The sequence below is a fragment of the Pirellulales bacterium genome (genome assembly GCA_035656635.1).
Classification (GTDB): Bacteria; Planctomycetota; Planctomycetia; order Pirellulales; family JADZDJ01; genus DATJYL01.
The window spans coordinates 14,971-39,090 of record DASRSD010000099.1; the positions used below are offsets into that span (position 1 = coordinate 14,971).

Annotated in this window: 25 protein-coding genes; 14 read left to right on the forward strand and 11 right to left on the reverse strand. The window is 55.9% G+C overall.

Annotation, left to right across the window (positions count from 1 at the left end):
- Positions 1-4: 4 nt before the first annotated feature.
- The 3 genes from VFE46_09120 to VFE46_09130 form a co-directional block, all read right to left on the reverse strand.
- Positions 5-868 (reverse strand): thiazole synthase, encoded by an 864-nt coding sequence (locus VFE46_09120; protein HZZ28151.1) that lies wholly within the window; start codon positions 866-868, stop codon positions 5-7.
- An 88-nt stretch (positions 869-956) separates the two neighbouring features.
- Positions 957-1,157, reverse strand: a complete 201-nt coding sequence (thiS, locus tag VFE46_09125; protein ID HZZ28152.1) for a sulfur carrier protein ThiS — start codon at positions 1,155-1,157, stop codon at positions 957-959.
- 148 nt (positions 1,158-1,305) lie between these two features.
- Complete coding sequence (locus VFE46_09130) at positions 1,306-1,830, reverse strand: hypothetical protein (GenBank protein HZZ28153.1); 525 nt, start codon at positions 1,828-1,830, stop codon at positions 1,306-1,308.
- Positions 1,831-2,083: 253 nt separating this feature from the next.
- On the opposite strand from VFE46_09130, the gene VFE46_09135 reads away from it, so the two are divergent.
- A complete protein-coding gene (locus tag VFE46_09135) occupies positions 2,084-3,280 on the forward strand; it encodes a Gfo/Idh/MocA family oxidoreductase (protein HZZ28154.1) in 1,197 nt (398 codons plus the stop codon).
- 36 nt (positions 3,281-3,316) lie between these two features.
- Here VFE46_09135 and VFE46_09140 read toward each other — a convergent pair whose 3' ends face one another.
- Positions 3,317-3,763 carry a response regulator gene (locus VFE46_09140; protein ID HZZ28155.1) on the reverse strand — a complete coding sequence of 149 codons (447 nt, stop codon included), beginning with the start codon at positions 3,761-3,763 and terminating at the stop codon, positions 3,317-3,319.
- A gap of 190 nt (positions 3,764-3,953) precedes the next feature.
- Here VFE46_09140 and VFE46_09145 point away from each other — a divergent pair, with 190 nt between their 5' ends.
- The 4 genes from VFE46_09145 (at position 3,954) to VFE46_09160 (ending at position 8,102) form a co-directional block, all read left to right on the forward strand.
- The gene (locus VFE46_09145) at positions 3,954-6,050 is read left to right on the forward strand and encodes a prolyl oligopeptidase family serine peptidase (protein HZZ28156.1); all 2,097 of its coding nucleotides are present in this window, start codon (positions 3,954-3,956) and stop codon (positions 6,048-6,050) included.
- A gap of 176 nt (positions 6,051-6,226) precedes the next feature.
- Positions 6,227-6,454 (forward strand): hypothetical protein, encoded by a 228-nt coding sequence (locus VFE46_09150; protein HZZ28157.1) that lies wholly within the window; start codon positions 6,227-6,229, stop codon positions 6,452-6,454.
- Positions 6,451-6,846 carry a type II toxin-antitoxin system death-on-curing family toxin gene (locus tag VFE46_09155; GenBank protein ID HZZ28158.1) on the forward strand — a complete coding sequence of 132 codons (396 nt, stop codon included), beginning with the start codon at positions 6,451-6,453 and terminating at the stop codon, positions 6,844-6,846. The genes VFE46_09150 and VFE46_09155 overlap by 4 nt, the downstream gene beginning before the upstream one ends.
- Before the next feature lie 149 nt (positions 6,847-6,995).
- Positions 6,996-8,102 (forward strand): isocitrate/isopropylmalate dehydrogenase family protein, encoded by a 1,107-nt coding sequence (locus VFE46_09160; GenBank protein HZZ28159.1) that lies wholly within the window; start codon positions 6,996-6,998, stop codon positions 8,100-8,102.
- A 38-nt stretch (positions 8,103-8,140) separates the two neighbouring features.
- Here the strand turns inward: VFE46_09160 and VFE46_09165 are convergent, their stop codons facing one another.
- Complete coding sequence (locus VFE46_09165) at positions 8,141-8,776, reverse strand: hypothetical protein (protein HZZ28160.1); 636 nt, start codon at positions 8,774-8,776, stop codon at positions 8,141-8,143.
- Between the two features lie 25 nt (positions 8,777-8,801).
- Between VFE46_09165 and VFE46_09170 the strand changes: the two genes are divergently transcribed.
- The 6 genes from VFE46_09170 (at position 8,802) to VFE46_09195 (ending at position 15,473) form a co-directional block, all read left to right on the forward strand.
- Entirely contained in the window at positions 8,802-9,143 is a 342-nt protein-coding gene (locus VFE46_09170; protein HZZ28161.1) for a hypothetical protein, read from the forward strand.
- Positions 9,144-9,745: 602 nt separating this feature from the next.
- On the forward strand, positions 9,746-10,813 hold the full coding sequence (gene lpxK / locus VFE46_09175) for a tetraacyldisaccharide 4'-kinase (protein HZZ28162.1): 1,068 nt from the start codon (positions 9,746-9,748) through the stop codon (positions 10,811-10,813).
- The gene (locus VFE46_09180) at positions 10,795-11,586 is read left to right on the forward strand and encodes an alpha/beta hydrolase-fold protein (GenBank protein HZZ28163.1); all 792 of its coding nucleotides are present in this window, start codon (positions 10,795-10,797) and stop codon (positions 11,584-11,586) included. The genes lpxK and VFE46_09180 overlap by 19 nt, the downstream gene beginning before the upstream one ends.
- A 57-nt stretch (positions 11,587-11,643) precedes the next feature.
- On the forward strand, positions 11,644-12,441 hold the full coding sequence (locus VFE46_09185; protein ID HZZ28164.1) for a metallophosphoesterase: 798 nt from the start codon (positions 11,644-11,646) through the stop codon (positions 12,439-12,441).
- Between the two features lie 49 nt (positions 12,442-12,490).
- On the forward strand, positions 12,491-13,498 hold the full coding sequence (epmA, locus tag VFE46_09190; GenBank protein ID HZZ28165.1) for an EF-P lysine aminoacylase EpmA: 1,008 nt from the start codon (positions 12,491-12,493) through the stop codon (positions 13,496-13,498).
- 235 nt (positions 13,499-13,733) lie between these two features.
- Entirely contained in the window at positions 13,734-15,473 is a 1,740-nt protein-coding gene (locus VFE46_09195; protein ID HZZ28166.1) for a tetratricopeptide repeat protein, read from the forward strand.
- Positions 15,474-15,511: 38 nt separating this feature from the next.
- Here the strand turns inward: VFE46_09195 and VFE46_09200 are convergent, their stop codons facing one another.
- Positions 15,512-17,296: an NADPH-dependent assimilatory sulfite reductase hemoprotein subunit gene (locus tag VFE46_09200; protein ID HZZ28167.1), complete on the reverse strand. Its 1,785-nt coding sequence runs from the start codon at positions 17,294-17,296 to the stop codon at positions 15,512-15,514.
- Positions 17,297-17,546: 250 nt separating this feature from the next.
- Here VFE46_09200 and VFE46_09205 point away from each other — a divergent pair, with 250 nt between their 5' ends.
- Entirely contained in the window at positions 17,547-18,068 is a 522-nt protein-coding gene (locus VFE46_09205; GenBank protein ID HZZ28168.1) for a phosphatidylglycerophosphatase A, read from the forward strand.
- Positions 18,069-18,104: 36 nt separating this feature from the next.
- Positions 18,105-18,983, forward strand: a complete 879-nt coding sequence (gene folD / locus VFE46_09210) for a bifunctional methylenetetrahydrofolate dehydrogenase/methenyltetrahydrofolate cyclohydrolase FolD (protein ID HZZ28169.1) — start codon at positions 18,105-18,107, stop codon at positions 18,981-18,983.
- Positions 18,984-19,037: 54 nt separating this feature from the next.
- On the opposite strand, the gene VFE46_09215 is transcribed toward folD, so the two are convergent.
- From VFE46_09215 to VFE46_09235, 5 genes are all read right to left on the reverse strand, one after another.
- On the reverse strand, positions 19,038-19,853 hold the full coding sequence (locus VFE46_09215) for an RNA methyltransferase (protein HZZ28170.1): 816 nt from the start codon (positions 19,851-19,853) through the stop codon (positions 19,038-19,040).
- A 112-nt stretch (positions 19,854-19,965) separates the two neighbouring features.
- Complete coding sequence (rpmA, locus tag VFE46_09220; GenBank protein HZZ28171.1) at positions 19,966-20,214, reverse strand: 50S ribosomal protein L27; 249 nt, start codon at positions 20,212-20,214, stop codon at positions 19,966-19,968.
- Between the two features lie 71 nt (positions 20,215-20,285).
- On the reverse strand, positions 20,286-21,209 hold the full coding sequence (locus VFE46_09225) for a hypothetical protein (protein ID HZZ28172.1): 924 nt from the start codon (positions 21,207-21,209) through the stop codon (positions 20,286-20,288).
- A 126-nt stretch (positions 21,210-21,335) separates the two neighbouring features.
- Positions 21,336-21,626: a hypothetical protein gene (locus VFE46_09230; protein ID HZZ28173.1), complete on the reverse strand. Its 291-nt coding sequence runs from the start codon at positions 21,624-21,626 to the stop codon at positions 21,336-21,338.
- Between the two features lie 50 nt (positions 21,627-21,676).
- Positions 21,677-22,585 (reverse strand): rhomboid family intramembrane serine protease, encoded by a 909-nt coding sequence (locus VFE46_09235; protein ID HZZ28174.1) that lies wholly within the window; start codon positions 22,583-22,585, stop codon positions 21,677-21,679.
- A gap of 357 nt (positions 22,586-22,942) precedes the next feature.
- Here VFE46_09235 and VFE46_09240 point away from each other — a divergent pair, with 357 nt between their 5' ends.
- Positions 22,943-24,019 carry a TlpA disulfide reductase family protein gene (locus VFE46_09240; GenBank protein HZZ28175.1) on the forward strand — a complete coding sequence of 359 codons (1,077 nt, stop codon included), beginning with the start codon at positions 22,943-22,945 and terminating at the stop codon, positions 24,017-24,019.
- The last annotated feature ends 101 nt before the right edge of the window (positions 24,020-24,120 follow it).

Below are 24,120 nucleotides of genomic sequence, written 5' to 3' on the forward strand. Positions count from 1 at the left end.
TGATTTAGCGCGGTTTGGGTGCGATGGTGCCGGTTTCGGGACTGCTGGCCGTGGCGTACAGCTTTTTGGGAATACGCCCCGCCAGGTATGCTAAACGGCCGGCGGTGCAGGCCGCTTGCATGGCCTGGGCCATGGCCAGTGGATTTTTTGCGTGGGCGATGCCCGTGTTTAGCAGCACGCCATCCACGCCCAGCTCCATGGCAATGGCCACGTCGCTGGCGGTACCCACACCGGCATCGACAATGACCGGATAGTTAGGATTGCCATCCTTCAAATATTCCAAGCAGATGCGAATGTTGTTGGGATTCAAAATGCCTTGGCCGGAACCGATGGGGCTGCCGGCCGGCATGACGCTGGTGGCGCCGGCTTCTTTGAGCCGCCGAGCGGTCATAGGATCGTCGGTGGTGTAGCAGAGCACTCGGAAGCCTTCGGCAACCAACCGCTCCGTGGCTTGCAGCGTGGCGATGGGATCGGGCAGCAACGTTTTGGTATCGCCCAGCACTTCCAGCTTGACCCAATCGGCGCCGGGGTTTTCCAGGCCGAGCAAAATTTCGCGACCCAGTCGGGCAACTCGGACCGCATCGTCGGCTGTGAAGCAGCCGGCCGTGTTGGGAAGCAAAATGTAGCGCTGGGTGTCGATGTGATCCAGCAGGTTGTGCCCTTGGGCATCGATCAATCGCTCGCGGCGCACGGCCACGGTAATGCAATCGGTTCCGGAAGCGGCCAGCGAATGCGCCATTAATTCGTAATTGGCATATTTGCCGGTGCCAACAATCAGCCGGCTGCGGAGCGTGTGGCGGCCAAGCTGGAACGAATCAGCGGAAGAATCTTCGGCAGGCGCGGCAGATTTTTGGACGGTAGTGTGCATCGCAATGCAAGCAGCAGGGGTGATTGAGAATGGAGGCGGCAATTGCCTACCCAAAATCCTACATCCTCCATTATGAATTCAACATCCCCTAGCCGCCGCCGACCAAAGTGACGACCTCCAGGCGGTCTCCCTCGGCCAGCCTATGCTGAGCGTGTTGAGCGCGCGGCACCAACTCCAAATTGATTTCGACAGCCACGTGCCGAGCTGCCACTTCTAGCTGGGACAGCAATTGCGCCAGCGTGGTTCCCTCGGGAACCGTGCGAGTTTGGCCATTCACAAAAATCTGCATTGCCATTCCGCGGACAAGAACTTTGTGGCAGATCAATTCAAAGCGTTTCGATGCTGCAAATTTTATCGTCCCAGCGATAAATTGGCTACCAGCCCTGTGTACACGGACACCCAAGGCACTGGGCGGGTTAACAAAGGCCCCCCATGCATTACGGGGGCCTTACCGCGGCTGTGCGCAGAGAGATTTTTTGCAGCAACACAAACCGCGTTTGCTGCACCCAGCCCGTAGCAGTGGTCGAGCGGCCAATGTTCCACTGCACGCCATAAGCGGCCAGCGTGCCGCTGTTGAGCTCCAAAATGTAAACGAGCGCTAAGCCAGGCTGAAATTGCGACGGCCCACGCTTTAACTCGGCCAGTCCAGTCACCATCAAAAATTTTGGACTTTTGCTGGGGTCAAGCTGCAAATCAGTCATGACGTTGGTTTCAAACACCGTCGAAAACTGGTAGCTGAACACGTTCATGGCGGCGCCTTTCAGCACACCGGTCAACTGATCGAGAAAATACACGCCTTCTACCGTGTTATCTAATAGCCCCGTGGCCAGTTGAAAGCCATCTTGCCCACTAGTGGCTACCGCGTGCAGCGGTTGCGCGGGCATGAACACCGTCAGCAAAAAGCCGACTAGTACCCCGAGCAAAATCCATCCCCAGCGTTGGCGATTAACAGCGGTCGACATAACACACTCCGTGGTGCGATGCCCGGCTTGCGAACTCAGGCCGGGCATCTGACTGCAATGATAGCCCCTTGCCGAATTTGCCGCCATACAGATGACCGGCCAATTTTCTCCGGATTTTGTACGGTCCGCTAGCATCCGGCGGCGCATCTGGTACAAACTTTGACGAGGGATGCCGACGCCCATTGTCGATGCTGGGCCCGATTGGGACGGCTTCACTTTCCGGTCAAACTGCGAACATCACGGAGCAAACATTATGGCCACCAACGGTGCGCTGAATCGCAAATTGCGAATGGCGTTAATCGGCGGCGGGCAAGGGGCCTTCATCGGTCGCGTGCATGCCACGGCGGCGGTGCTCGATAACCGAGCGGTGCTGGTGGCCGGCGCGCTTTCCAGCGATTTGCAGCGTGCCAAAGCATCGGCGGCTGATTACGACATTCCCGCCGATCGGGCTTATGGTTCCTACCAGGAACTCATCGACAAAGAAAAATCGCTCCCTGCCGATCAGCGAATTGATTTTGTTTCCATCGCCACGCCCAACCATACGCATTTTGAAATTGCCCGGGCGGCTGCGGAGGCGGGCTTCAATGTCATTTGTGACAAACCGTTGACATTGGATTTGGCGCAGGCCGAGCAGTTGGCCGACGTAGTGGATCGCACCGGCGTGGTGTTTGCCGTCACGCATAATTACACCGGCTATCCACTGGTGCGGCAGGCGCGGCAAATGATTTTGGGGGGCGAGCTAGGCGAAATCAACGCGATTCGTTCGTTCTACTTACAAGGCTGGCTGCGGACGCGGCTGGAATTGCAAAACCAAAAGCAGGCTACATGGCGGTCCGATCCCAAAAAAAGCGGCGCCGCCGGCTGCTGGGGTGATATTGGCACGCACGCCTTCAACTTGGCGCGTTACACCACCGGTCTAATGCCGGAAAAAATTAGCGGCCACTTAAAAGTGTTTGAGCCCGGCCGGACGTTGGACGATTACGGCACGGTGGTGGTGCGGTTTGAAAACGGCGCGCTGGGAACGGTGACCGCGTCGCAGATCAGCCACGGCCGAGAAAACGATTTGTGGATTGAAATCGACGGCACCAAGGGCTCGCTGGAATGGCGTCAGGAGGAGCCCAATAAAATGTGGCTCAAGCGCAACGGCCAGCCACACGCTTTGTACACGCGCGATCCAAACGCTCCCTTCATGAACGAGGCCGGCAAGGCCGCTTGCCGCTTGCCGAGCGGACATCCGGAGGCATTTTTTGAAGCGTTTGCCAACATTTACCGCGCAGCTTACGACAGCATGATTCTACGCGCGGCCGGCCAAAAATTTCCCACGGTTGATACGATTTATCCCAACGTGAACGACGGCGTGGAGGGCATGTACTTCATTCAGCAGAGCGTTGCCTCGACCAAAGAAAACGGCGCCTGGTTGCCGCTGCGGCACAAACGAGCGCGCAAATAGCCGCCCACCGTTGCAATTCAAATAGACAGCAAACGGTCAGACTGCCGGTAGAATGACGCCCTGGTGCCAAAAGCGTTTCAGTTCGCGCACCACGTCCAAAAACTTGGCCAGATTCACCGGCTTCACCAAATAGCTTTCGACTTGCAACAGTTGCGTGTGGGCCATGTCGGCTTCATCGGTCGAGCCGGTCAGCACCACCACGGGAATCTCAAGGAGTTCTTCGTCTGCGCGAATCTCGGACAGCACTTCGCGGCCGTTTTTTTTCGGGAGCTCTAAATCGAGCAAAATTAAATCGGGCCGCGGGGCGCGGGCAAAAATGCCGCGCCGCTGCAAGTAATCCATGGCTTCTGCGCCATCGACTACCAGCGTGCAACGGTGTTTGAAATTGGCCTTCTCCAAGGCACGAATGGCGAAGTGGGCATCCATGCGATTATCTTCCACCAGCAGCACTTCCATCGGTCGTCCAACCGTATCGTTTCGCATAGCTACCTCTAAGGACCCCTGAACGCGTCAACCACACCCCCTCCATCGCTTCCAATTATTTTACTCTGCGGCCACAATGGTTGGTACAAATTCGCAAAAGATTTTTCGCCCACCGCGAGTAGGAATTTCCTTACACAAAACAAATTTTTCCGGGCGCTGGAACGTCAGCTCCCGCCTAGGAGATACTTTTATGTTCAATAACTCTGCGCGATTCCCCGTGCTTACGCCTGTTCTAATCGCTCTCGGCACGATATTTTCTCAGGCCGGCGTCACCGCCTGGGCCCAATCGCCGCGAAATAACGATGCACAAAAATCATTGCCGCCGGCAGGAATTGAAGTGCCAGTTGCGGAACGGGCCGACTTGGAACGCGGCTTGTTGAACCTGCAGGCGGCGTTAATGGATCTGGCCGCCAGTAAAGACCATCACGTGCAGTCCTTGTTCCCCGATGTTCAAATTTACGAGCGAGCTGTCGCCAGCGCCCTGGCCAATCATGAATTTTTCGACGCCAGCGACCTGGGCAAAGCCAAGGAATTGCTGCAAGCCGGCCTGGCCCGCGCGGAGCAACTGCAAAAAGGGGAATCGCCCTGGACCAGGGCCACGGGTTTGGTCGTGCGCGGTTACATTTCAAAAATCGACGGCTCCGTGCAGCCGTATGGCTTGGTGGTGCCGATTTCGTGCCGGCCCGAAAGCGCTCATAAATTTCGCATGGACATCTGGCTGCACGGCCGCAACGAAAAGCTGAGCGAAGTCAACTTTCTGGACGAACGCAGCAAAAAGTCCGGCGAGTTCACGCCGCAAGATACCATCGTGCTGCATCCCTACGGCCGGTATTGCAATGCCTTCAAATTCGCGGGAGAAATCGACGTGCTGGAGGCCATTGAAGCGGTCAAACAACAGTATCGTATTGACGAAGATCGCATTGCCATGCGCGGGTTTTCGATGGGCGGGGCCGGCTGCTGGCACCTGGCCGTGCACTATGCTGATCATTGGGTGGCCGCCGCGCCCGGCGCCGGCTTCGCCGAGACCGAACAGTATTTGAAAATGTCGGATGCTACTCTCGACGCACTGCCGGATTGGCAGCGCAAATTGTTTTTCTGGTACGACTGCCTGCCGTACGCGGCCAATTTGTATCAGTGCCCCACGATTGCCTACAACGGCGAGGACGATCCGCAAAAACAGTCCGCCGACGTGATGGAAAAGGCGCTGCAGGAGGAAGGTATTGCATTGCGGCGCGTCATCGGCCCGCACACCAAGCACGCTTACGAGCCCGGCGCTAAAAAAATTGTGGCTGCCGCCGTCGATAACCTGGCGGAAATTGGCCGCGAACGGGTGCCGACCGAAATTCACTTCGTCACCTACACGCTCCGCTATAACCGCATGGATTGGGTCCAAGTAGAAGGCCTGGCAGAACATTGGGCCGAGTCCACCGTGAACGCCGTGCTTTCGACCACTGAAGAAGACGAATCGCTCCTGTCGCTCGAAACCAAAAACATTACCGACCTGGCGTTGTCGTTTGCGTCGGGGTTGGCACCGTTCGACCTGGCCAAACCAGTGAAAATCGAAATCGACGATGACAAGCTCGATGGGCCGCGCGTGTTTTCCGACCACTCCTGGGAATGCAAACTGCACAAAAACCAGCAAGGAGCGTGGGTCGTGGGTCCGCGAGAAATGGACCCGCACGATTTATTCAAGCGTCCCGGCCTGCAAGGGCCGATCGACGATGCGTTTATGGATTCTTTCCTGATTGTGCGGCCCACGGGCAAAAGCTCCCGCAGCACGGTCAGCCGCTGGGCCCAAGCCGAAATGGATCGCGCCATCATGCAGTGGCGCAGCCAATTCCGCGGCGAGGCCCGAGTGAAAGACGACACGGCCGTGACGGATGAGGATATTGCCTCGAGCAATTTGATTTTGTGGGGCGACGAGCAAAGCAATGCGGTGATCAAGCGCATTAACGACAAGCTGCCGATCCATTGGCAAAACGACAATGTGGTGGCCGATCAAAAGAAATATTCAGCGACCGAACGCGTGCCGGTGTTGATTTATCCCAATCCGTTGAATCCCCAGCGCTATGTGGTGCTGAACAGCGGGTTCACTTTTCGCGAGGCGGATTATTCCAGCAACGCCAAGCAAGTGCCGCGCCTGCCCGATTGGGCCATCATCGACATCCGTACCCCGCCCGACGCCACGCAGCCGGGGAAAATCGAAGCGGCGGGATTTTTTGGCGAGCGGTGGGAATTAAATCCGACCGCCGCCAAGCCCAACCGCAACAAAACCGCGATGAATTGATAGGGTATCCAATTTGGAACCGATTCGGACATGTTTCAGGCACTGCTCGATAAGCTTAAGCCGTTCTCACCCCTGCCATTGGCAGACCTGGATCAAACCTGCTCTTGAATTTGCCAGACGGTCGACCACGGTGTATACAATGGTATAACAACTCTTTAGAGACTTTCGGTGCCGCGATGATTAAAAAATTGAGTAAACATGGTAACAGCCTGGCCCTGGTGATTGATCGGTCGATTTTGGAATTGCTGGGGATCGACGAGCGCACTTCGTTGGAAGTTTCCACCGATGGACAGTCGCTGCTGGTAGCACCGTTGCGAGACAAAAAGCGGCGTCAACAGTTTGAGCAAGCGCTGACCGCCAGCAATAAGCGGTACGGCAAAGCGCTCAAGCGGTTGGCGGAGTGAACTTAAAACCGCTATTTTTGACGCTGGACGAAGTCGTGGCCATTCACAGCGACCAAATTCAACGCTACGGCGGTTCGGCTGGTGTACGCGATTGGAATTTACTGCGCTCGGCCCTAGCCATGCCCGCCGCAAGTTTTGGCGGACAGTATTTGCAGGCAGATTTGTGCGAGATGGCGGCCGCATATTTGTTTCATCTGGTGAAAAATCATGCGTTTGTCGACGGCAACAAGCGCGTCGGCGCCGTGGCTGCGGATATTTTTTTAGCATTCAATGGCTTGCATCTTATTGCCGATCAGGACGATTACACTGATTTGGTGATTGCTGTCGCTAGCGGCAAAACATCTAAATCCGCAGTGGCGGAATTCTACCGGAAGAATGCTAAGACAGCTTAACATGCGCTATGCAACCACGGTTGTCGCTTGGTTGACCTTGTTGACGCTCAGCAGGGCATTTGTTAATTTTCACGGGCGGTTTTCGCACGATTTTTTTCGGGGGAGTGAGGGCGACGGCGCGCAATTGAAAAACTGAAAGTAGAACAATCATGGCACACGATGTTACGTTAATCATGGGTGATGGCACCGGGCCGGAACTGGCCGAAGCGGCCCGCAAGTGCATCGACGCCACGGGCGTCAAAATCAATTGGGACGTGCAAGAAGCGGGCGTCGACGTGATGGCCCGCACCGGCACGCCGCTGCCGGAAGCCACGATGGAAAGCGTCAAGCGGACCAAGTGTGCGCTGAAGGCCCCCATCACCACGCCGGTGGGCACGGGCTTTCGTAGCATCAACGTGTATTTGCGGCAGGCGCTGGGCTTATACGCCTGCGTGCGGCCCTGCAAGCAATACAAAGGCGTGCGCAGTTTTTTCGAAAGCGTGCCAGTCGATTTGGTCATTGTCCGCGAAAACACCGAAGACCTGTATGCCGGCGTCGAATTTGAAAAAGGCAAGTCGGAAACCGCCGATCTGATTAAGTTCATCAACGAAAAATCGACCGGCAACAAAATTAAAACCGGACCGCAAGAAACGGGCGTTTCCATCAAGCCGATCAGCATTTCCGGCACCGAGCGAATTGTGAAGTATGCGTTTGAATACGCCCGCAAGTATGGCCGCAAGAAGGTGACCAGCGTTCACAAAGCCAACATCATGAAGTACAGCGACGGGCTGTGGCTGGAGGTGTCGCGGCAGGTAGCGGCCAAGTATCCGGACATCGAATTTGAAGACCGGATTGTCGACAACATGTGCATGCAGTTGGTGCAAAAGCCGGAATTGTACGACGTGCTGGTGCTGCCGAACTTATACGGCGACGTGCTCAGCGATTTGTGCGCCGGGCTGGTCGGCGGTTTGGGCGTGGCGCCAGGAGCGAACATCGGCCCGGATGGCGCTGTGTTCGAAGCCACGCATGGCAGCGCGCCCAAGTACAAAGGCAAAAACAAAGTGAATCCGACGGCCGTGATTCTGTCGGGCATGCTGATGCTGGAACACTTGGGCGAAATCGATGCCGGCAAGCGCCTGGAAAAAGCCGTGGCCGACGTCATCGTCGAAGGCAAAAGCGTCACGTACGACTTGAAGCCGAACCGGGATGATCCTACCGCCGTGGGCACGCGCGAAATGGCGGATGCGATTGTGGCGAAATTAAAAGCTGGCCGATAGCCAAGCAATTCGGCGTTGGCCGTGACAATTTGAATGAGTCACTTCGAAGACGAAGCGGCGGGGGTTTTCGCACCCTCGTTAGCATGCGCCGTGGACGAGTCTGCCTTTTTGTCATCTCCCGCTGCGCCTTTTCCTTGTGTTTTCTCTAAATAAAATTGGCGAGCGCGTTCCCATTCTTCGACGCTGCGGGACTGCGGCATCTGATGAATTAGTAAGAGCGCCGCTGCTGCCACAACCCAACCGATAGCCACTACCACCCAAAACCATTTGGGACGACTGCGGAGCCAATCGCCCAGGTTTTTTGGTTCGGCTTCAATTTCGGAAACTGCTTCGTCAGCTGCAGGAAAAAACTGCGATGAATTTTTCTTGGCGGGCCAGCGTGTTTTATCTACCGGAGGCAACAGTTCCGCTTCAGGAATTTCTTGTTCCCACTCCGTTTTTACTTCTGGCGAAGCATCCTCCAGGATTGGAGCCGCGCTCGACCAATCGCTGGTCGCTGTATTGTCGATTATCTCTTCTGGGGAAGCGGCGGTGGCACGTGGCTCGTCAACCTGATCTTCGTGAAACGCGTCTTCGGCCAAGGCGTCAGCAATGATTTGATCTTCAAACGAATTGGAATCTGCAGCCGAAGCGGGCAAGTTCGGCTCGATTTCCGGAGTTGGAACTGCTGCCAACGGAACCTCGGGCGAGGGCTTTGCTATGACCGAGGGTGCCGACTCAGCGGGAATTGGTTGCGACGGCGGTATCAACTCAACGGCAGAGACTGGCGGCGCGGCGCGGGGTGGTTCCGCAGGCGAGACAACGGGCGCTTGCAGCGCAACGGACTCCAGCGTTTCGGGCACAACTTCCATCGGCGGCTTGAGCGTTACCGTGGCCAATGCTTTCGCCACCGGCGCTGCAGAAGTTTTGGCTGGAGCAGGCACGGCAGTAAATGGCGCCGCATCCAGCGATGTGGGCGTAGAAGCCGGCGTGGGAACGGATGGCTTGGGAGCGATCGGTGTGGGGGCCTTGGCAAATGGTACGACCGGCGCGGCAGGTTGAGGTGAAACGGCGGCCGCAGGCTTGGGGGCCATCGGTTTTTGAACAATCGGCTTGGCAACGCTTGGCCGTGGAGCTGCTGGTATGGGCGATGTGGGGACAGGCACAGCGGTCTTGGGCGGCACAGGCTTGAGGGCAACCGGCGCAGGAGCAACTGGAGCTTTGGGCGCTGCGGGAAATGCCGCAGGGAGCACTGGAACTTTCGGCGCTCCTGGAACAGGTGGTTTGGCTGCGGGTGCTGCAGGAGGCACCGGAGGAACTGGAATTTTAGGTGGGATTGCCCCTGGCAATTTAGGGGCGGCGGGCGCGGGTGTTTTGGGCGGCGCTTTTCCAGGAGCGGGCCCAAAAGCTCCCAGTGGAGCATTCTTGTCTGGATTTTTTCGCAGAAATGCCATGCGGTTCACGTGCCCCATTTTGGATCGGCATCCCCCGTGCCAACCGATAGATCACACCTTTAGCTAAATTTAGCTGCGCCAATGGCTAATGCAAGCATTTGGCCCACCCTTGGCCGATCGGTAATTGCCCTCGGGAAGCCAGCGGTGAGCCGTTAAAATTCGAATCCTAATGGTGGTTTTCCGATCTTCCATTTTCCGGGACACTTTGCCTTGCTAAGTGCGGCCTATTTTCGCGAATTAGTCAGTGGCCAGCGGCAGGGACCGGCCGCCCACATGCTACGCGGCCTGCTGCGGTTGGCGGAGCTTCCATATGCCTGGGCAGTGAAACGGCGAAATTGGGCCTTCGATTTGGGCCAAAAGGAACGTCTAGGGGTAGGCATTCCGGTAATCAGCGTGGGGAACCTGACGCTGGGGGGCACGGGCAAAACGCCTTTTGTGGAATGGCTAACGCGGTGGTTTATGCACCGCGGTGTAAACATTGCACTGGTCAGCCGCGGATACAAAGCGGCCCAAGGCGCGCCAAACGACGAGGCCCAGGAATTGGCGCAAAAACTGCCTGGCGTGCCGCACTTGCAAAATGCAGATCGTGTGGCGGCGGCGCGCTTGGCCGTGCAAAAATTTCAGGCCGAGCTAGTCATTTTGGACGATGGCTTCCAGCATAGACGCCTGGAACGCAATTTGGATGTAGTGCTGCTTGATGCGCTGGAGCCGTTCGGCTTTGGCCATCTGTTTCCGCGGGGCATGTTGCGCGAACCACTTTCCAGCTTGGGCCGTGCTCAGGTGGCGGTGCTGACGCGCGCTGACATGGTGAACGATGCGGAGCGGGCGCGCATTCGTAGCGTGGTGTTACATTATGCGCCGCACATTGCTTGGGCCGAGTGCCGGCACGCCCCGCACAGTTTGCTGTTGTCAGATGGTCAGCAAGAGCCGTTGGAGGCGATTCGTAATCGGCGGGTCGTCGCTTTTTGCGGGCTGGGAAATCCGGCCGGTTTTCGGCACACGCTGGCCGAGTGCGGCTGCAATGTGGTCGCCTGGCGAGAGTTTCCCGACCATTTTGTTTACAATCAGAACAGCATCCAAGAATTGTCGCTGTGGGCGGCCTCGCATGATGTCGAGGCTGTCCTGTGCACGCATAAAGACTTGGTCAAGCTTGCCGTAAATGATTTGGGAAATCGGCCGTTGCGGGCCGTACTGGTGGGGTTGGAGTTTTTGCGTGGGCAGGAAGAATTAGAAACGAATTTGGAAACACTGCTGACTCTGTGTCCGAACGTAAAATGACGAATCCTGCGGCAATCTCCAGCGCCAGCCCAGCGTCCGGTTGGTCCACGGTTCTGGTCGCCGGCAAACGATGCGACGTGTTTCAGCCCGCCACGCTTCATCCGGATGGGTATGCGATAATTTATTTACACGGCGTGCACCAAAATCGGCTGGTTGACCAACCGGTGTTTACCGCCGAGTTCGCCAGGCATGGCTTGCGTGTGATCGCTCCGCTAACGGGTCGCAGTTGGTGGGCGGACCGAATCTGTCCGGATTTTGACGCGCATGTTACTGCCTATCGGCATGTCATCGACAACATTGTGCCCTACGTAGCCCAGCAGTGGCAGGTAGCTCCCACGCAATTTGCTTTGCTGGGCACCAGCATGGGCGGCCAGGGAGCGCTGCGGTTGGCGTTCAAGCAGCCGTCCACCTTTCCGGTAACAGTGGCGATTTCCCCGGCCATCGATTATCAAATTCGATGGAAAGAAGGAGACCAGGCGCTAGCGCTAATGTATCCCGATCAGGAATCGATACGGCAAGATACGGCCACGTTGCACGTGCATCCGCTGAATTGGCCGCGCCATTTGTGGTTTTGCTGTGATCCGGCCGACCACCGCTGGTACGAAAGCGCCGAGCGCTTGCACTCCAAGCTGGTGGCCCTGGGCATTCCGCACGATTACGATTTGGAAACGACCGGCGGCGGGCACAGATTCCCATACTACAACCTTATGGCGCCGACGGCGATGCAGTTTATCGTGGATCGATTGGAACGGGAACGATTGCGAGTTGTGTAACGGACTCCGAGCCGGCGAGAACGTGCTGTAGTTTTTCATTCGGGGGATATTTCTACGATGCGTCTTTGCTGGCTGACGGATATTCATTTGAACTTTTTGACCGGCAGCGAAACCGATCATTTTTTATCCGCAGTACGGGCCACGGAGGCCGACGCCATCTTGCTCACCGGCGATATCGGGGAAGCCCGCAGCGTGGCGCCGTTGCTTACGCGGCTGGACGAAGCCTGGCAGAGACCTTTTTATTTTGTGCTGGGCAATCACGATTTTTATGGCGGATCGATCGCCGGCGTACGGAAGGAAGTTACGGCACTGGCGCGAAGCCGGCCTCGTTTAGTGTATTTAACTGCCGCCGGAGTCGTACATTTAACCGACCATGTCGGTTTGGTTGGCGACGACGGTTGGGCCGATGCTCGCCTGGGGAACTATGTGCAATCGCTGGTCATGATGAATGATTATCGGTTGATTGCTGAATTGGCCCCGTTAACGAAGGAGTTTCGCTGGCCGAAGTTGAAAGAATTGGGCGACCAGGCGGCCGAGCACATTCGCCGGGTACTGCCGCCGGCGCTGGCGAAATATCGAGAAGTCATTTTGGCCACGCACCTGCCGCCGCTCCGCGACGCCTGCTGGCACGAAGGGCAAATTTCCGATGACGAATGGCTGCCGCATTTCACGTGTAAAGCACTGGGGGACGCCATTTTAGAAATTATGCGTGCCACCCCGCAGCGCAAGCTCACGGTATATTGTGGTCATACCCACAGCTCAGGAATTTGCACGCCGCTGCCGAATGTGACAATCCATACCGGCAGCGCACAATACGGACTGCCTAGCGTGCAGCAAGTGATCGAAATGGAATAGAATCTTCGTCCGCGGATTGCAAATCATTTACCGCTGCGTTTTTCTCGACATGGCCGATTTTCTGCCCACTGCCCCGCTGGCCAATCTTCAATTACGGGCGGAATTGTTGGCCCGGACTCGGCAGTTTTTTGCCGCACGTGGATTCTGGGAAGTGGAAACGCCGATCTTGTCCGCCGATGTAACCGTCGACCGGCATCTCGATCCGCTGTCGACGGTGTTGGCTGACGATCCGCGAACCCCCAGCGCGGGCCGACGCCTGTGGCTGCAAACTTCGCCGGAATTCGGCATGAAGCGCCTGCTAGCTGCCGGCGCGATGGCCATTTATCAAATTACTCGCGCCTTTCGCAATAGCGAAATCGGACGCTTACACAATCCGGAATTTACCATCGTGGAATGGTACCGTGTGGGAGACAACATGGCGGCCGGCATGACGCTTTTGGACGATTTATGCCAAATCTTACTCGGCACGCCGCCAGCGGAACGGCTGAGTTATGCAGCGGCATTTCAACAGCACGTCGGAATCAATCCGCATGTGACCAGCACGGCCGAATTGGCGGCAGCGGCAAAACGATGCGGCGTTCAGGTTCCGGCAGGTTTGGGCACTGATCAGGACGCTTGGCGGAATGTATTGCTGGCCGAATGCGTGGAATCGCACTTGGGCCGAGAGCGGCCGACAATTTTATATGATTATCCGGCCAGTCAAGCGGCGCTGGCGAAAGTTCGCATGGACGAATCGCTGCCGGAAAATCCAAGCAACTTTTCTGTTACCCAAGTGGCGGAGCGGTTTGAATTATATGTGCGAGGCATTGAGCTCGCCAACGGTTACCACGAATTGCTTGATGCTATGGAATTGCGCCGCCGCAATGCCGCGGCCAATGCTGCCCGTGTGGCACTGGGAAAGCCCGCGCTGCCGGAAGAAAATCGCTTGCTGTCAGCGATGGATTCCGGACTGCCAGCGTGTACCGGCGTGGCACTGGGCTTCGATCGTTTGGTGATGCTGGCGGCTGGCGCGAAATCGTTGGCCGAAGTACTGACCTTTCCCATCGATCGTGCATAAATCGACTGCCGCCGACGCAGCGCGCGGCAACCGCGGAACCTATGGCCGGTTATCGGGCTATAAGGCAGGAATGGAGAAACGGGGTTGGTGCGGAATTTTCGTTGCCCAAATGTCCGTTGATCGCAATTTTCCCCACCGGCGAACTTCGCATGGCGTCGGCGGCGGCTACACGTAATAATCAAAAGGGTCGATTGCCGGTCCGAGATTTTTGCCTCAATTACCAACGGAGTGCCCTATGTCGTTCCGATTCGCCCTTGCTCGTTCGGGTTGCTGGACTGCTGCCTTCCTGGGCGTGACCTTGTTTTGCGTGTGTGTGGCCCGGGCTGAAAATGAAGGCCAGGATGAATTGGATAAGGCCAGTGATAAAAAGCTGGCCGCCGACAGCGTGGAAGATTTGGGCCAGGTCATTGATTTGTGCGAAAGCGCTTTGAAAAAGGGACTCGACGCCGGCAATTCGCAATTCGCCAACAATTTGCTGACGGGCACGTTGCTGGAGCGAGCCAACGTGTTGTTGAAAAACATTGTGCAGCAAAAGCCGGCGGGCTGGCAGCAATTGCGTATTCTGGCCCTGGCCGATTTAGGCAAGGCGCTGAAAATCAGCCCACAAATGGCGCCTGCCCAATTGATGATCGCCAGGTTACAGCAACTTCCGGGAGGCGATCGCGCGGCGGCGCAAAAGGCAGCTGAAGCCGCGCTCGATTTATCCAAGGATAAGCAGGAAGATCGCGTGGCCGCCTTGGTGCTCTTGGCCGACCTGACCGACGAGCCGGAGAAAAAGCTCGATTACTACGCTCAGGCTCTCAAAATTGCCCCCAACAATCAGGAAGCGTTACGGCGGCGCGGAATGTTCCTGCTTACTTCCGGAAAAATGCAGGAAGCAGCCGCTGATTTAGACGCTGCCGCCAAGGCCGATCCGGAAGACCCCGTGCTGCAAGAAGTGCGCGGTCTGGCGTGGTTCGCGCTCAAGAATAATGACGAAGCCATCGCAGCGTTCAGCGATGAAATTAAATTGCGGCCCGAATCCGGATTGCCTTATTTGCATCGGGCACAAGTTTACGCGGTCGCCAAAAAAACAAAGGAAGCGCTGAACGACATCGATCAAGCCCTGAAGCTGGAGCCCGATAAAATTCAGCAAGTCGCCCAAGCGCTGCTGTTGAAATCGCAAATTCATCAGGAAGCCGATGACCGCAAGGCCGCACGCGCCGATTTGGACGAAGCCCTTAAAGACGTGCCAGGCTGGGCACCGGCGCTGGAAGCTCGGGCCGTGTTGTCCGCGGCGGAGGAAGATTACGGCCAAGCGATTCGCGATTCGCAAGAGCTGCTGAAGGCATCTCCACGCAATGCGCAGTTGCTGGACCAATTGGGCATGTTGTACCAGGCCAATAAGCAGCCACGCAAGGCAATTGCCACGTACAGCGACGTATTAACCGCCAATCCTGAAAGTATGTCGGCATTGATCGGCCGAGCCGATGCTTACCTGAACCTTGGCAAACATACTGACGCCGTGGCCGATTACGAAGCAGCATTGAAGATCAAGCCCGACGATTTGGGCGTGCTGAACAATTTAGCTTGGGTGTTGGCCACGTCGCCGGACGATAAGGTGCGCAATAGCAAGCGATCTATCGAATTGAGCACACAGGCCGCCAAGCAAAGCGATTACAAACAGGCCTACATTCTCAGCACGCTGGCGGCAGGTTATGCAGAGTCGGGCGATTTCGACACGGCCAAGCAATGGTCGCAAAAAGCGGTCGATTTGGGAAGCGACAAGCCCGATGTCAATGTCCAACTCAAAAAGGAGTTAAGCAGCTACGAAAACAAAAAGCCGTGGCGCGAAAAGCAAGTGATTGAAGAAAAAGACGATTCCCGCAGCGCCTCGCAACCGGATGCCAAATCGTCCGCTAAAAAACTGCCGGGTCCGCCCCCGGTTGGTGGCGACAATTCCGCAGCCAATGAAGCGCCGACAAAAAAAGAGTAACGCTCATTGATCCCGCCTTAGAGGCCCTGCAGGCGTATTCAGGCCGTGGCGGTTTGAGCGGTGTATTGGTCGGTCCAAGCCCGCAAATCGTCGGCGCCTTTACGATGGCAAAAATCGCCAAAGGTTTCCTCCGGCTGTCGATCGTGCTTGAAATAAACAAAAAGCGGCACCAAGGTCGGTACGACTTCTTCGGCCGAAACTAAATCTTTGTAGATGAAATTCATCCGATCGCCCAACAATCGCCCGCCGACAAACACGGTGTATTTACCTACCGTCTTGCCGACCAACCCGATGTCGCAATTGTAGGGTCGGGCGCAGCCATTGGGGCAACCGGTCATGCGAAGGGTGAAGTTTTCTTTCGCCAGGCCGAGCTTGGAAAGTTCGACTTCCAATAAGTCAATCATTCCAGGCAGGGCCCGTTCGCTTTCCGTAACGGCTAGGCCGCAGGTGGGATACGCCACGCAGGCCATCGACCATCGCCGCACGTTGGAAATTTCTTCCGACAGCGGCACGTGATGTCGCCGTAGAATTTCCTCCAACTGCCCGCGCACTTCCGGCGCCAAATCGCAAAACAAAATGCTTTGGTGTGCAGTCAGCCGAAAGCTGGGCCGCAACGTGTCGCACACTTCTCGCAGTGCGGTTTTCAGTTGTATGTTTTCGTCGTCTTTGATGCGGCCGTTTTCGATGTTCAAGCCGTAAAACATCCGGCCGTCACCCTGCTCGTGCCAGCCCATGTGATCGTTGAAGCCCCACACATCTTCCGGATCCAGCGGCTTGAGTTTGTGTCCGTAATACTCCTCGACCTTGGCTTGGAACCAGTCTAGGCCTTGATTGGCGAGTAAGTATTTTAAGCGGGCCACTTTGCGGTCAACGCGATTGCCATAGTCGCGCTGGACTTTCACAATCGCGGTGCACACGTCGATGACCTCGTGCGGCTCGACAAAGGCCATCCGCTTAGCAATGGCGGGAAAAGTTTTGGTGGCACTGGGGGTGCAACCCATGCTGCCGCCCACCAACACGTTGTAACCCACGATTTTCCAATCGTGGCAAATGGCCATTAAGCCCACGTCGTTGGCGTATAAATCGACGCAGTTATCGCCGGGCAAACCTACGGCGAACTTGAATTTGCGCGGCAAATACGTGGGGCCATAAATCGGCTCCACTTCAGTCTGGCCATTGCCGGAATGTGCGCCGGCGTGATGATGGCCGTTTGTTTCGCTGCCTCCCAAATATTGTTCTTCACCCGTGGCTGTATCGCGCAGCCAAATTTCGTGATAGGCGCGTGTCTTGGGCGTGAACTGTTCCACCAATCGGTCGGCCAGCGCTTGCAATTCGGCATGCACCGGGTCGCTGTAATGTGGCGCCGGGCAGCACATGACGTTGCGCTTTACGTCGCCGCAAGCGGCCAACGTGGAAAGTTTGATTTGATTAATCCGTTGAATGGTTTCATGCAGGTTGCGTTTGGGAACGCCGTGCAGTTGTAATCCTTGCCGACTGGTAATGCGCAAAGTGCCATTGCCCAACTCATCGCATAAAGCCAATTCACCCAGTAATTGATCGGCCGTCAATCTGCCACCCGGCACCGCCGAGCGGACCATAAAAATATATTGCCGCAGGCTTTTGCCCCCCTCCTGCTTCACCCGGTGTTCGCGGTCGTCTTGCTGGTACGTGCCGTGAAATTTGAGCAGAGCCGAATTGTCCTTGTTGAATTTATCGCTGGGCTCGGCCAGTTCCTGGGCAATCGTGCCGCGCAGATAGTGGCTGTTCAGCTTGACGCTTTCGGCTGCAGAAAGCTTTTCGGAAATCGGGGTGTGTTCGGCCATGGAGGCGAAAGATGGTTAAAAAGTGCGGACTGGAGAAATTGTACTTTGCAGCCGGCTGTCCGAATATAAATCAATTGTTATTTTAAGCGACGGATAAGTTGCCGGACGGCAGCAAAAGTGCGAGTACTTTTACACGTATCGGCGAATGTTTAGTAAGATTATGACAATTATTACCATTTAGCACTTTCGGTCAAGCGATGATAACCTTACTTCCACCCAACCGCGAGAGCAAATCGACGTAAATCATCCCATGAATCAGGCATCGGAAACCTCAGTTTCTGCGCCCATTGATCCGGCCGCCTGGCGGCACCCGGCGGTCATTTTGGCCACAGGTTTATGGATGGGCCGAATGCCTGTCGCACCCGGAACGTTTGGCACGTTGTTGGGATTGCCGTTGGCGTGGGGAATTAGTTGGATTTCCAGCGCGGCCCTGCAAAGTGTGGTTGTGGTTGTCACTTGCATTTTAGGCATTCCCATTTGCACTGCCGCGGCGCGGCGATTGGGTGGACTGAAAGACCCACAGCAAATTGTGCTGGATGAAATTGCCGCGGTGCCAATTACATTCTTTCTTGTTGCGCATGACACTTTGTCGCGGCCGTTGATTCTGTTAGCCGGCTTCATTCTGTTTCGCGTGTTCGACATCACCAAACCCCCGCCCGTCCGACAGTTGGAAAGCTTGCCAACCGGTCTGGGCATCATGGCCGACGACTGGGCCGCCGGGGTCTACTCCTGCTTAGCACTACACGCCATACTTTGGGCTGGCTGGCTGTAAGTCGTATTTCACCGCAGAGACGCGGAGACACAGAGGATGACGGCTAAACTGCTCGATGGCAAAGCGCTGGCCGCGAAATTGCAGATCAACCTGCAAGCCCAGGTGGCACAGTTCCAAGCGCAATCGGGCATCACGCCCTGCTTAGCCGCAGTGTTGGTTGGCGAAAATCAGGCCAGCGAAGTTTACGTGCGCAACAAGCGACAAGCTTGCGAGCGCGTGGGCATGGCCAGCCAATTGCATCGTCTGCCGGCCAGTGCTTCGCAACAAGAATTGTTGAGCTTGGTCGACCGGTTGAATGCTGCGCCGGCTAACGAACCGGTCCACGGCATTCTGGTGCAATTGCCATTGCCCAAACAAATCGATGAGAAAGCGATTCTGGACGCCGTCCATCCGCTCAAAGATGTCGACGCATTTCACCCGGAAAACGTGGGATTGCTTGTACAAGGCCGGCCGCGATTTTTGCCCTGCACCCCACACGGCATTCAAAAGCTGTTGATGCACAACAGCGTAGAAACCGCGGGCCAACATGTCGTCGTGCTGGGCCGAAGCGAGATTGTCGGCAAACCCATTTCGCTCATGCTAGTGCAGCGCGGGCCTGGGGCCGATGCTACGGTCACTATGTGCCACAGCCGCACACAAAATTTGGCAAAAATCACGCGCCAGGCCGATATTTTGATCGCCGCCATTGGCCAACCGCGGTTTGTGAAGGCGGAAATGATTCGGCCGGGGGCTGTGGTCATCGACGTGGGGGTTAACCGCGTGGAGGGCAAACTGTGCGGTGACGTGGATTTTGACGCCGTGCGTGAAGTGGCAGGAGCCATCACGCCCGTTCCAGGTGGCGTGGGCCCGCTAACGATTGCCATGCTGCTGGAAAACACGCTGAAAGCGGCGCGACTGCAGGCGTCGGCAAATTGAACTACTCGTTCGTGCCGTGGCTGCGCCGTTCAATGCCACCGATTCGTAAGCACATTATCGGCTTGTCGAACGTTGGCGTAACGCTTCATAAAACAATACTGCGGCAGTGGCCGAAACATTCAGGCTGTCGACCGCGCCCCGCATCGGAAGGCGAATAGCAGTCATGTCGTCGCCGGTTGCAGAATTATTGCGCCACGTGTCAGATAATCCTTCCGCTTCGCTCCCCAGCACCAAGGCACATGAGTCGGTGAAATTGCAGGCGGCGTAATCAACCGCGGCATCGACCCGGGCTGCGAAAATTTTTAATTTTTGCGCTCGTAGCCAAGCTATGGTTTCGTCGCTGCTAGCCGCCAGTACGGGAAGCGTAAAAATGGCGCCCAAACTGGCGCGGATGGCATTGGGGTTGTAAAGATCCACGTCGGCCTCGGCGACAATCACAGCGGAAATACCTGCGCCGTCGGCACTGCGCAACACCGCTCCCAAATTGCCCGGCTTTTCTACACCTTCCAGAACCGCCACTAGCGGATTGCGCGGCAAACTTAGCTCGGCCAAACTGCGCTGGGGAATTTCGGCCACGGCCAGCACTCCCTCGGCTCGGCTGCCGTATGCCAAGACAGAAAATACTGCGGACGAAACTTCGAATTGAGGAGCGTTTGCGTTTTCCAAGCGCCGCAGAAGCTGTTCGCACTCCGAACCCGTGCACTCCTCGCGGCAAATGTACAGTTCTTGCAATGTGAATCGGCCATCAAGGGCACGGCCGATTTCACGCACACCGTTAATCATAAAGCGACCTTGCTGGACCCGCTGACGCGGATTGCGTAGCTTGGCAGCGGCTTTTACGCGCGGATTGGCAGTGCTCGTGATTTTCATGCGGGTTACCGTGCGCAACAAAAAAGGATGCCCAGGGGGCATCCTTTGATGATACTTTAATTTGCTAAGCTGCAAGCGGATGGGTGACGAACAAGTAGCCTGTTCTGGGAACTTAATTCGCTTCCACCACGTTGACGCGGCGGCCGTCGCGGTCGAATTTCACCACGCCGGGAACCAGGGCGAACAAGGTGAAATCTTTACCTTGGCCGACGCCTTTGCCGGGGTGAAATGTATTGCCCACCTGACGAATAATAATGTTGCCCGCAATGACCGATTCGCCGGCATAGCGTTTGACACCGCGGCGTTGGCCGGCGGAATCACGCCCATTGCGGCTGGAGCCTTGACCCTTCTTATGTGCCATGAAAATGAGTGGTGTTGGGAGGATGGCACCGGGCCAGCGGCTCGACGCCAAATTCAGGTAAACCTTGAAAGTTACCGGAAAACCCACTCGTGGTCAACCTGTCCGGGCGTACCGAAGTAGATATCTTCCTTATCCGGTTCGTGTTCATCGCCGGGACGCCAGAAGTTCAGCTTCAGTGTTTTTTGATAGTAGTGCCGGCCGGTTCCGGGGGGATCGCCCAGTTTGTAGGCTCCCTGCTGGTCTTCAAATCGGTAGGCGTTGGAAAGGCCCTGCACGTAAATGTTGAAGAAATCGATGCGCGGATCAACATATTCCCAGGTGGCCACGCCCCAGACGCTGTGATCGTCGTCAGCGGTGCTCAGGGGAATGGGCTGCTTGCCCATTTGCACGGTGTCTAACAGTTTGCGATGCGAATCATCGCGCTGCTCAATTGCTTCCTCAGCCAAAGGCAACACCCGATCGAGATATGCTTTTTTAAACTGCGGGCTTTCCAACACAAACTGCGGATGGAAATAAACGGGTTGGGTGCTGGGCTGATTCGCTGCCAGGCTTTGATTCTTTCCCTCTTTCGCTTCGGCTTCCAAATGCTGGCCCAAGTTTTTCACACGGTACACCATGTACCACACCATGCGGCGATCCATATGGCCATCGGCCAGTGGCATATCGACATTGATTATTCGCAGCGGCTTAAAGCTGAATTCCAAATACCACACGCCATGGCGGAACGGAATATCTTTGGTTAGCGCTTGCAGGGTGGTGCTGGCGCTTTGCGTTTCCGGTTTCCAATCGAGCTGCTGACCGGCCGATTGAATTTCGACAATGTCATGGGTGGTAACGGTATCTTGCGGATTGGGCTGGGCCGCAATAGTGGTTTCCACGCCCGGGCCGAGTTTGCGATACCCTTTGGGCGGATCGGAAGCGAAGGCCTGCAGCGCGCCGGCCAGCGCCCAAAGGAACGTGGCGACAGAAACGCTGGAAATTACTCGATTGAGCATAATTGCGGTAGCCGTCCGATGGATAAGAAATGCCCGGAAAATTGACCTATTCCAGTATAATTACCGGTTTTACGTGTGGTCAAATCAGCGCTTTTTGGCGCGAAAACTAGGAAATTCAAGAGGCCCTTAGGGATTCGATTGATCTAAGGCTTTCTGCCAAGCCTGCATGTACTTGTCGTTAAGCTCCTTTATCTGCTGATTCAGCGGCGCGAATTTTTTGTTGATTTCGAGCATTTTTTGTGGGTCACCGCCATCCGCTTCAACCGCGGCCTGATACTGGGCGTCACGTTGATCTCGCAGTTTCAAATAATCTGCCAATACTTGGTCTGCAACATTTCTTAGCTCCAAAAGCTTCTCGCTCGGCACAGTTGGGCGATTCCATGAGTTCAACAATATTGCAACGCCCGCCGCAACCAAAATGAGTGTTGCAGAAATCCACCACAGATGACGTCGAACTTGCAGTGCCCTTAACGCCGGCGGTGTTGTTGATATCGCCGGCTGGCGTCGGCGAGGAATTGGCGTTCTTCGGCCGTCAGGCTGCTTTCGCCCGTCTGGCTGATTTTTTCCAGCAATTGATCAACGCGCTGTTGAACGCGGCCGGTCGTGAGGTAATCGTCGGGTGGTTCTTCCACTTCGTCCGGCTCGCTGTGGACGCGCAATTTAGGACCGCTGCCTGGCAGACGGATCGAGGGGACAGACCAACCCCGCGGCCAGAGCCGGAACAAATTCCAACCGGTACGATAGTACACGAATCCGAACGCCGCTCCTCCCAAATGCGCGGTGTGAGCGGTTAAATCGCTTTGATCAAACGAACCTAAGAAATCGAGCGCGATGAACACGATGACCAACATGAACGCCGGCACTGGCAGCACTCCCCAAATGTAAAGCATTCGACGTGGAAAGTGGCAGGCGAAAATGACAGCCACGCCCATAATACCTCCCGATGCACCCTCCACGGGAGATTTGCCCTTGGTTGCCGCGGCAATCACCACGTACACCAACCCAGCCAGAATCACCAGGCTGATGTAAAGTTTTAAAAACTCGCGCTTACCATAAATGCGTTCCACGTCGCCACCGAAAACATACAAAGCGATCATGTTGAATAGAATGTGCGTAAATCCGGAGGAATCATGCACAAATCCGTAGCTCAGTAGCTGCCAGAACTTCCACGGATGCTGAAATAAATTCGGCTCTAGCGCCAGGTGCTGTTCGATCCACGTCGATCCACCGCGCATTTGACCCTGGGTGAAGATTTCGACCAAATACACGGCCACGTTGATCGCAATCAGCGTAGTTACAGCCGACCAATGAGCCGCCGCGGGCAGCCGCAAGCCGGGGCGATCTTCACGGTAGTAATCGCGGTCGTAAAGGCCCATGGAAGGATGCGGTATGTGTGAGGGGATAGAGAGCAGGCCAGAGCGGGTAATCCGGCGTAGTAATAGAAACAGAAATCAGGCCCATAAACAGCGGACGGCACGTATAGTATCGCTCAAAGATTGTACGTGGCAATGTCTCTGGTAGTGCGGCAGTAATAAAAAGCCGGCAATTTGCGGGACAAGCAGGACGTTAGTAGTGCATGCTTTGGACCGGAAATGCTCTGCCCTGAAATTCGCTGGGAGTCTACAATTTCTGTAGCGGGAGGGAATTGCTCAGGTGCGATTGACGACAACGCGATCCATCGAACGATTTTTATCCTCTGACTGCGGTCAGGAAGCCGCGTCCACGAGATTTTCATGGATGAACAGGAGCCGGAAATGATGACCCACTTCACCTCAAATTTTGCGGCCGAGCCCGCCGCCTGCGATAATTTGCAATCGATTTTGATTAAGCGACCACAATCTCCTCGCCGCCTGATTTTAACCCTTAGCTGTTTGTCGTTCGCGGCCGTTGGCGCATTAGTGATGCTAGCCGGCTGCAACAGTAATCCGTCATTGGAAGGTTCCAATTCACCGCCTAAATTGAGCATGGCAGCCGACCAGGAAAGCGGCGATTCGGGCACATCGAGCAATTTGTCCGCCCCCACGGTGATAAAATTCGAAGATCCGTCGGCCAAAAACAGCACCAACGGCGATGACGACGAAGCTCAATTTGAAGCGCTCATCAAAGAGTTGCGGCAAACCTTTCGAGAAGCCGATGCTGGAAAGCAAGTCGATTTCGGTCCCGTGGCCGCCAAAGTCTGCGCTCGCGTGGAAACGCATATCAACGGAGATAATTTGGATTTGGCATCGCAGGTGGCACACGAATTTGTCGCGCATGGCGCCAACGATGCCGCCCGACTGGTGTTCAATAGCCTGCACAAAATTGCGGAGAATATTGCGCCAGGCATGTTTCAGCAGTTTGCACAAGAAATCAGCACTGCCGGGCTACGGCAGTTAGATTCCTTAGGGACCAAGCCGGAGATCTCTGGACAGCTGGTAGGCGGCGGGAAGTTCGATTGGAACCAATATCGAGGTAAGGTGGTGCTGCTCGACTTCTGGGCCACATGGTGTCCAAATTGCATTGCGGAAATGCCCGAGCTGCAAAAAATTTACACAAAGTACCGCGACCAGGGCGTGGAAGTGGTTGGCCTCAGCTTGGACAACAATCGGAAAGACGTAACCGACTTTTTGGAGCACAAAACGCTGCCGTGGCCTATTTTGTTCGACGGCGAACCAACCCTTGGACAATGGGATAATCCGTATGCTAAGCAATTTGGCGTTATGGCAATTCCGGTTACCATGTTGGTCGATCGGACGGGGAAAATTATTTCGATTTACACGCCAGTCGACGAGCTACCGCAGATGTTGGACAAACTGCTGGCCCAACATTAAACGTCCATAGGGTCGAAGCGGCACCGCAATGTACACGCCGCGTTCTGGAACTGAGGCACAGCATCATGGCAACGGACAACAGCAGCCCGGCCGATCGCTCA

Excerpts from the sequence above, each read along its gene's own strand:
- VFE46_09120 (HZZ28151.1), bottom strand. The coding sequence starts at position 868 with ATGCACACTACCGTCCAAAAATCTGCCGCGCCTGCCGAAGATTCTTCC.
- thiS (HZZ28152.1), bottom strand. The coding sequence starts at position 1,157 with ATGCAGATTTTTGTGAATGGCCAAACTCGCACGGTTCCCGAGGGAACC.
- VFE46_09130 (HZZ28153.1), bottom strand. The coding sequence starts at position 1,830 with ATGTCGACCGCTGTTAATCGCCAACGCTGGGGATGGATTTTGCTCGGG.
- VFE46_09135 (HZZ28154.1), top strand. The coding sequence starts at position 2,084 with ATGGCCACCAACGGTGCGCTGAATCGCAAATTGCGAATGGCGTTAATC.
- VFE46_09140 (HZZ28155.1), bottom strand. The coding sequence starts at position 3,763 with ATGCGAAACGATACGGTTGGACGACCGATGGAAGTGCTGCTGGTGGAA.
- VFE46_09145 (HZZ28156.1), top strand. The coding sequence starts at position 3,954 with ATGTTCAATAACTCTGCGCGATTCCCCGTGCTTACGCCTGTTCTAATC.
- VFE46_09150 (HZZ28157.1), top strand. The coding sequence starts at position 6,227 with ATGATTAAAAAATTGAGTAAACATGGTAACAGCCTGGCCCTGGTGATT.
- VFE46_09160 (HZZ28159.1), top strand. The coding sequence starts at position 6,996 with ATGGCACACGATGTTACGTTAATCATGGGTGATGGCACCGGGCCGGAA.
- VFE46_09170 (HZZ28161.1), top strand. The coding sequence starts at position 8,802 with ATGACCGAGGGTGCCGACTCAGCGGGAATTGGTTGCGACGGCGGTATC.
- VFE46_09185 (HZZ28164.1), top strand. The coding sequence starts at position 11,644 with ATGCGTCTTTGCTGGCTGACGGATATTCATTTGAACTTTTTGACCGGC.
- epmA (HZZ28165.1), top strand. The coding sequence starts at position 12,491 with ATGGCCGATTTTCTGCCCACTGCCCCGCTGGCCAATCTTCAATTACGG.
- VFE46_09195 (HZZ28166.1), top strand. The coding sequence starts at position 13,734 with ATGTCGTTCCGATTCGCCCTTGCTCGTTCGGGTTGCTGGACTGCTGCC.
- VFE46_09200 (HZZ28167.1), bottom strand. The coding sequence starts at position 17,296 with ATGGCCGAACACACCCCGATTTCCGAAAAGCTTTCTGCAGCCGAAAGC.
- VFE46_09205 (HZZ28168.1), top strand. The coding sequence starts at position 17,547 with ATGAATCAGGCATCGGAAACCTCAGTTTCTGCGCCCATTGATCCGGCC.
- folD (HZZ28169.1), top strand. The coding sequence starts at position 18,105 with ATGACGGCTAAACTGCTCGATGGCAAAGCGCTGGCCGCGAAATTGCAG.
- VFE46_09215 (HZZ28170.1), bottom strand. The coding sequence starts at position 19,853 with ATGAAAATCACGAGCACTGCCAATCCGCGCGTAAAAGCCGCTGCCAAG.
- rpmA (HZZ28171.1), bottom strand. The coding sequence starts at position 20,214 with ATGGCACATAAGAAGGGTCAAGGCTCCAGCCGCAATGGGCGTGATTCC.
- VFE46_09225 (HZZ28172.1), bottom strand. The coding sequence starts at position 21,209 with ATGCTCAATCGAGTAATTTCCAGCGTTTCTGTCGCCACGTTCCTTTGG.
- VFE46_09235 (HZZ28174.1), bottom strand. The coding sequence starts at position 22,585 with ATGGGCCTTTACGACCGCGATTACTACCGTGAAGATCGCCCCGGCTTG.
- VFE46_09240 (HZZ28175.1), top strand. The coding sequence starts at position 22,943 with ATGGATGAACAGGAGCCGGAAATGATGACCCACTTCACCTCAAATTTT.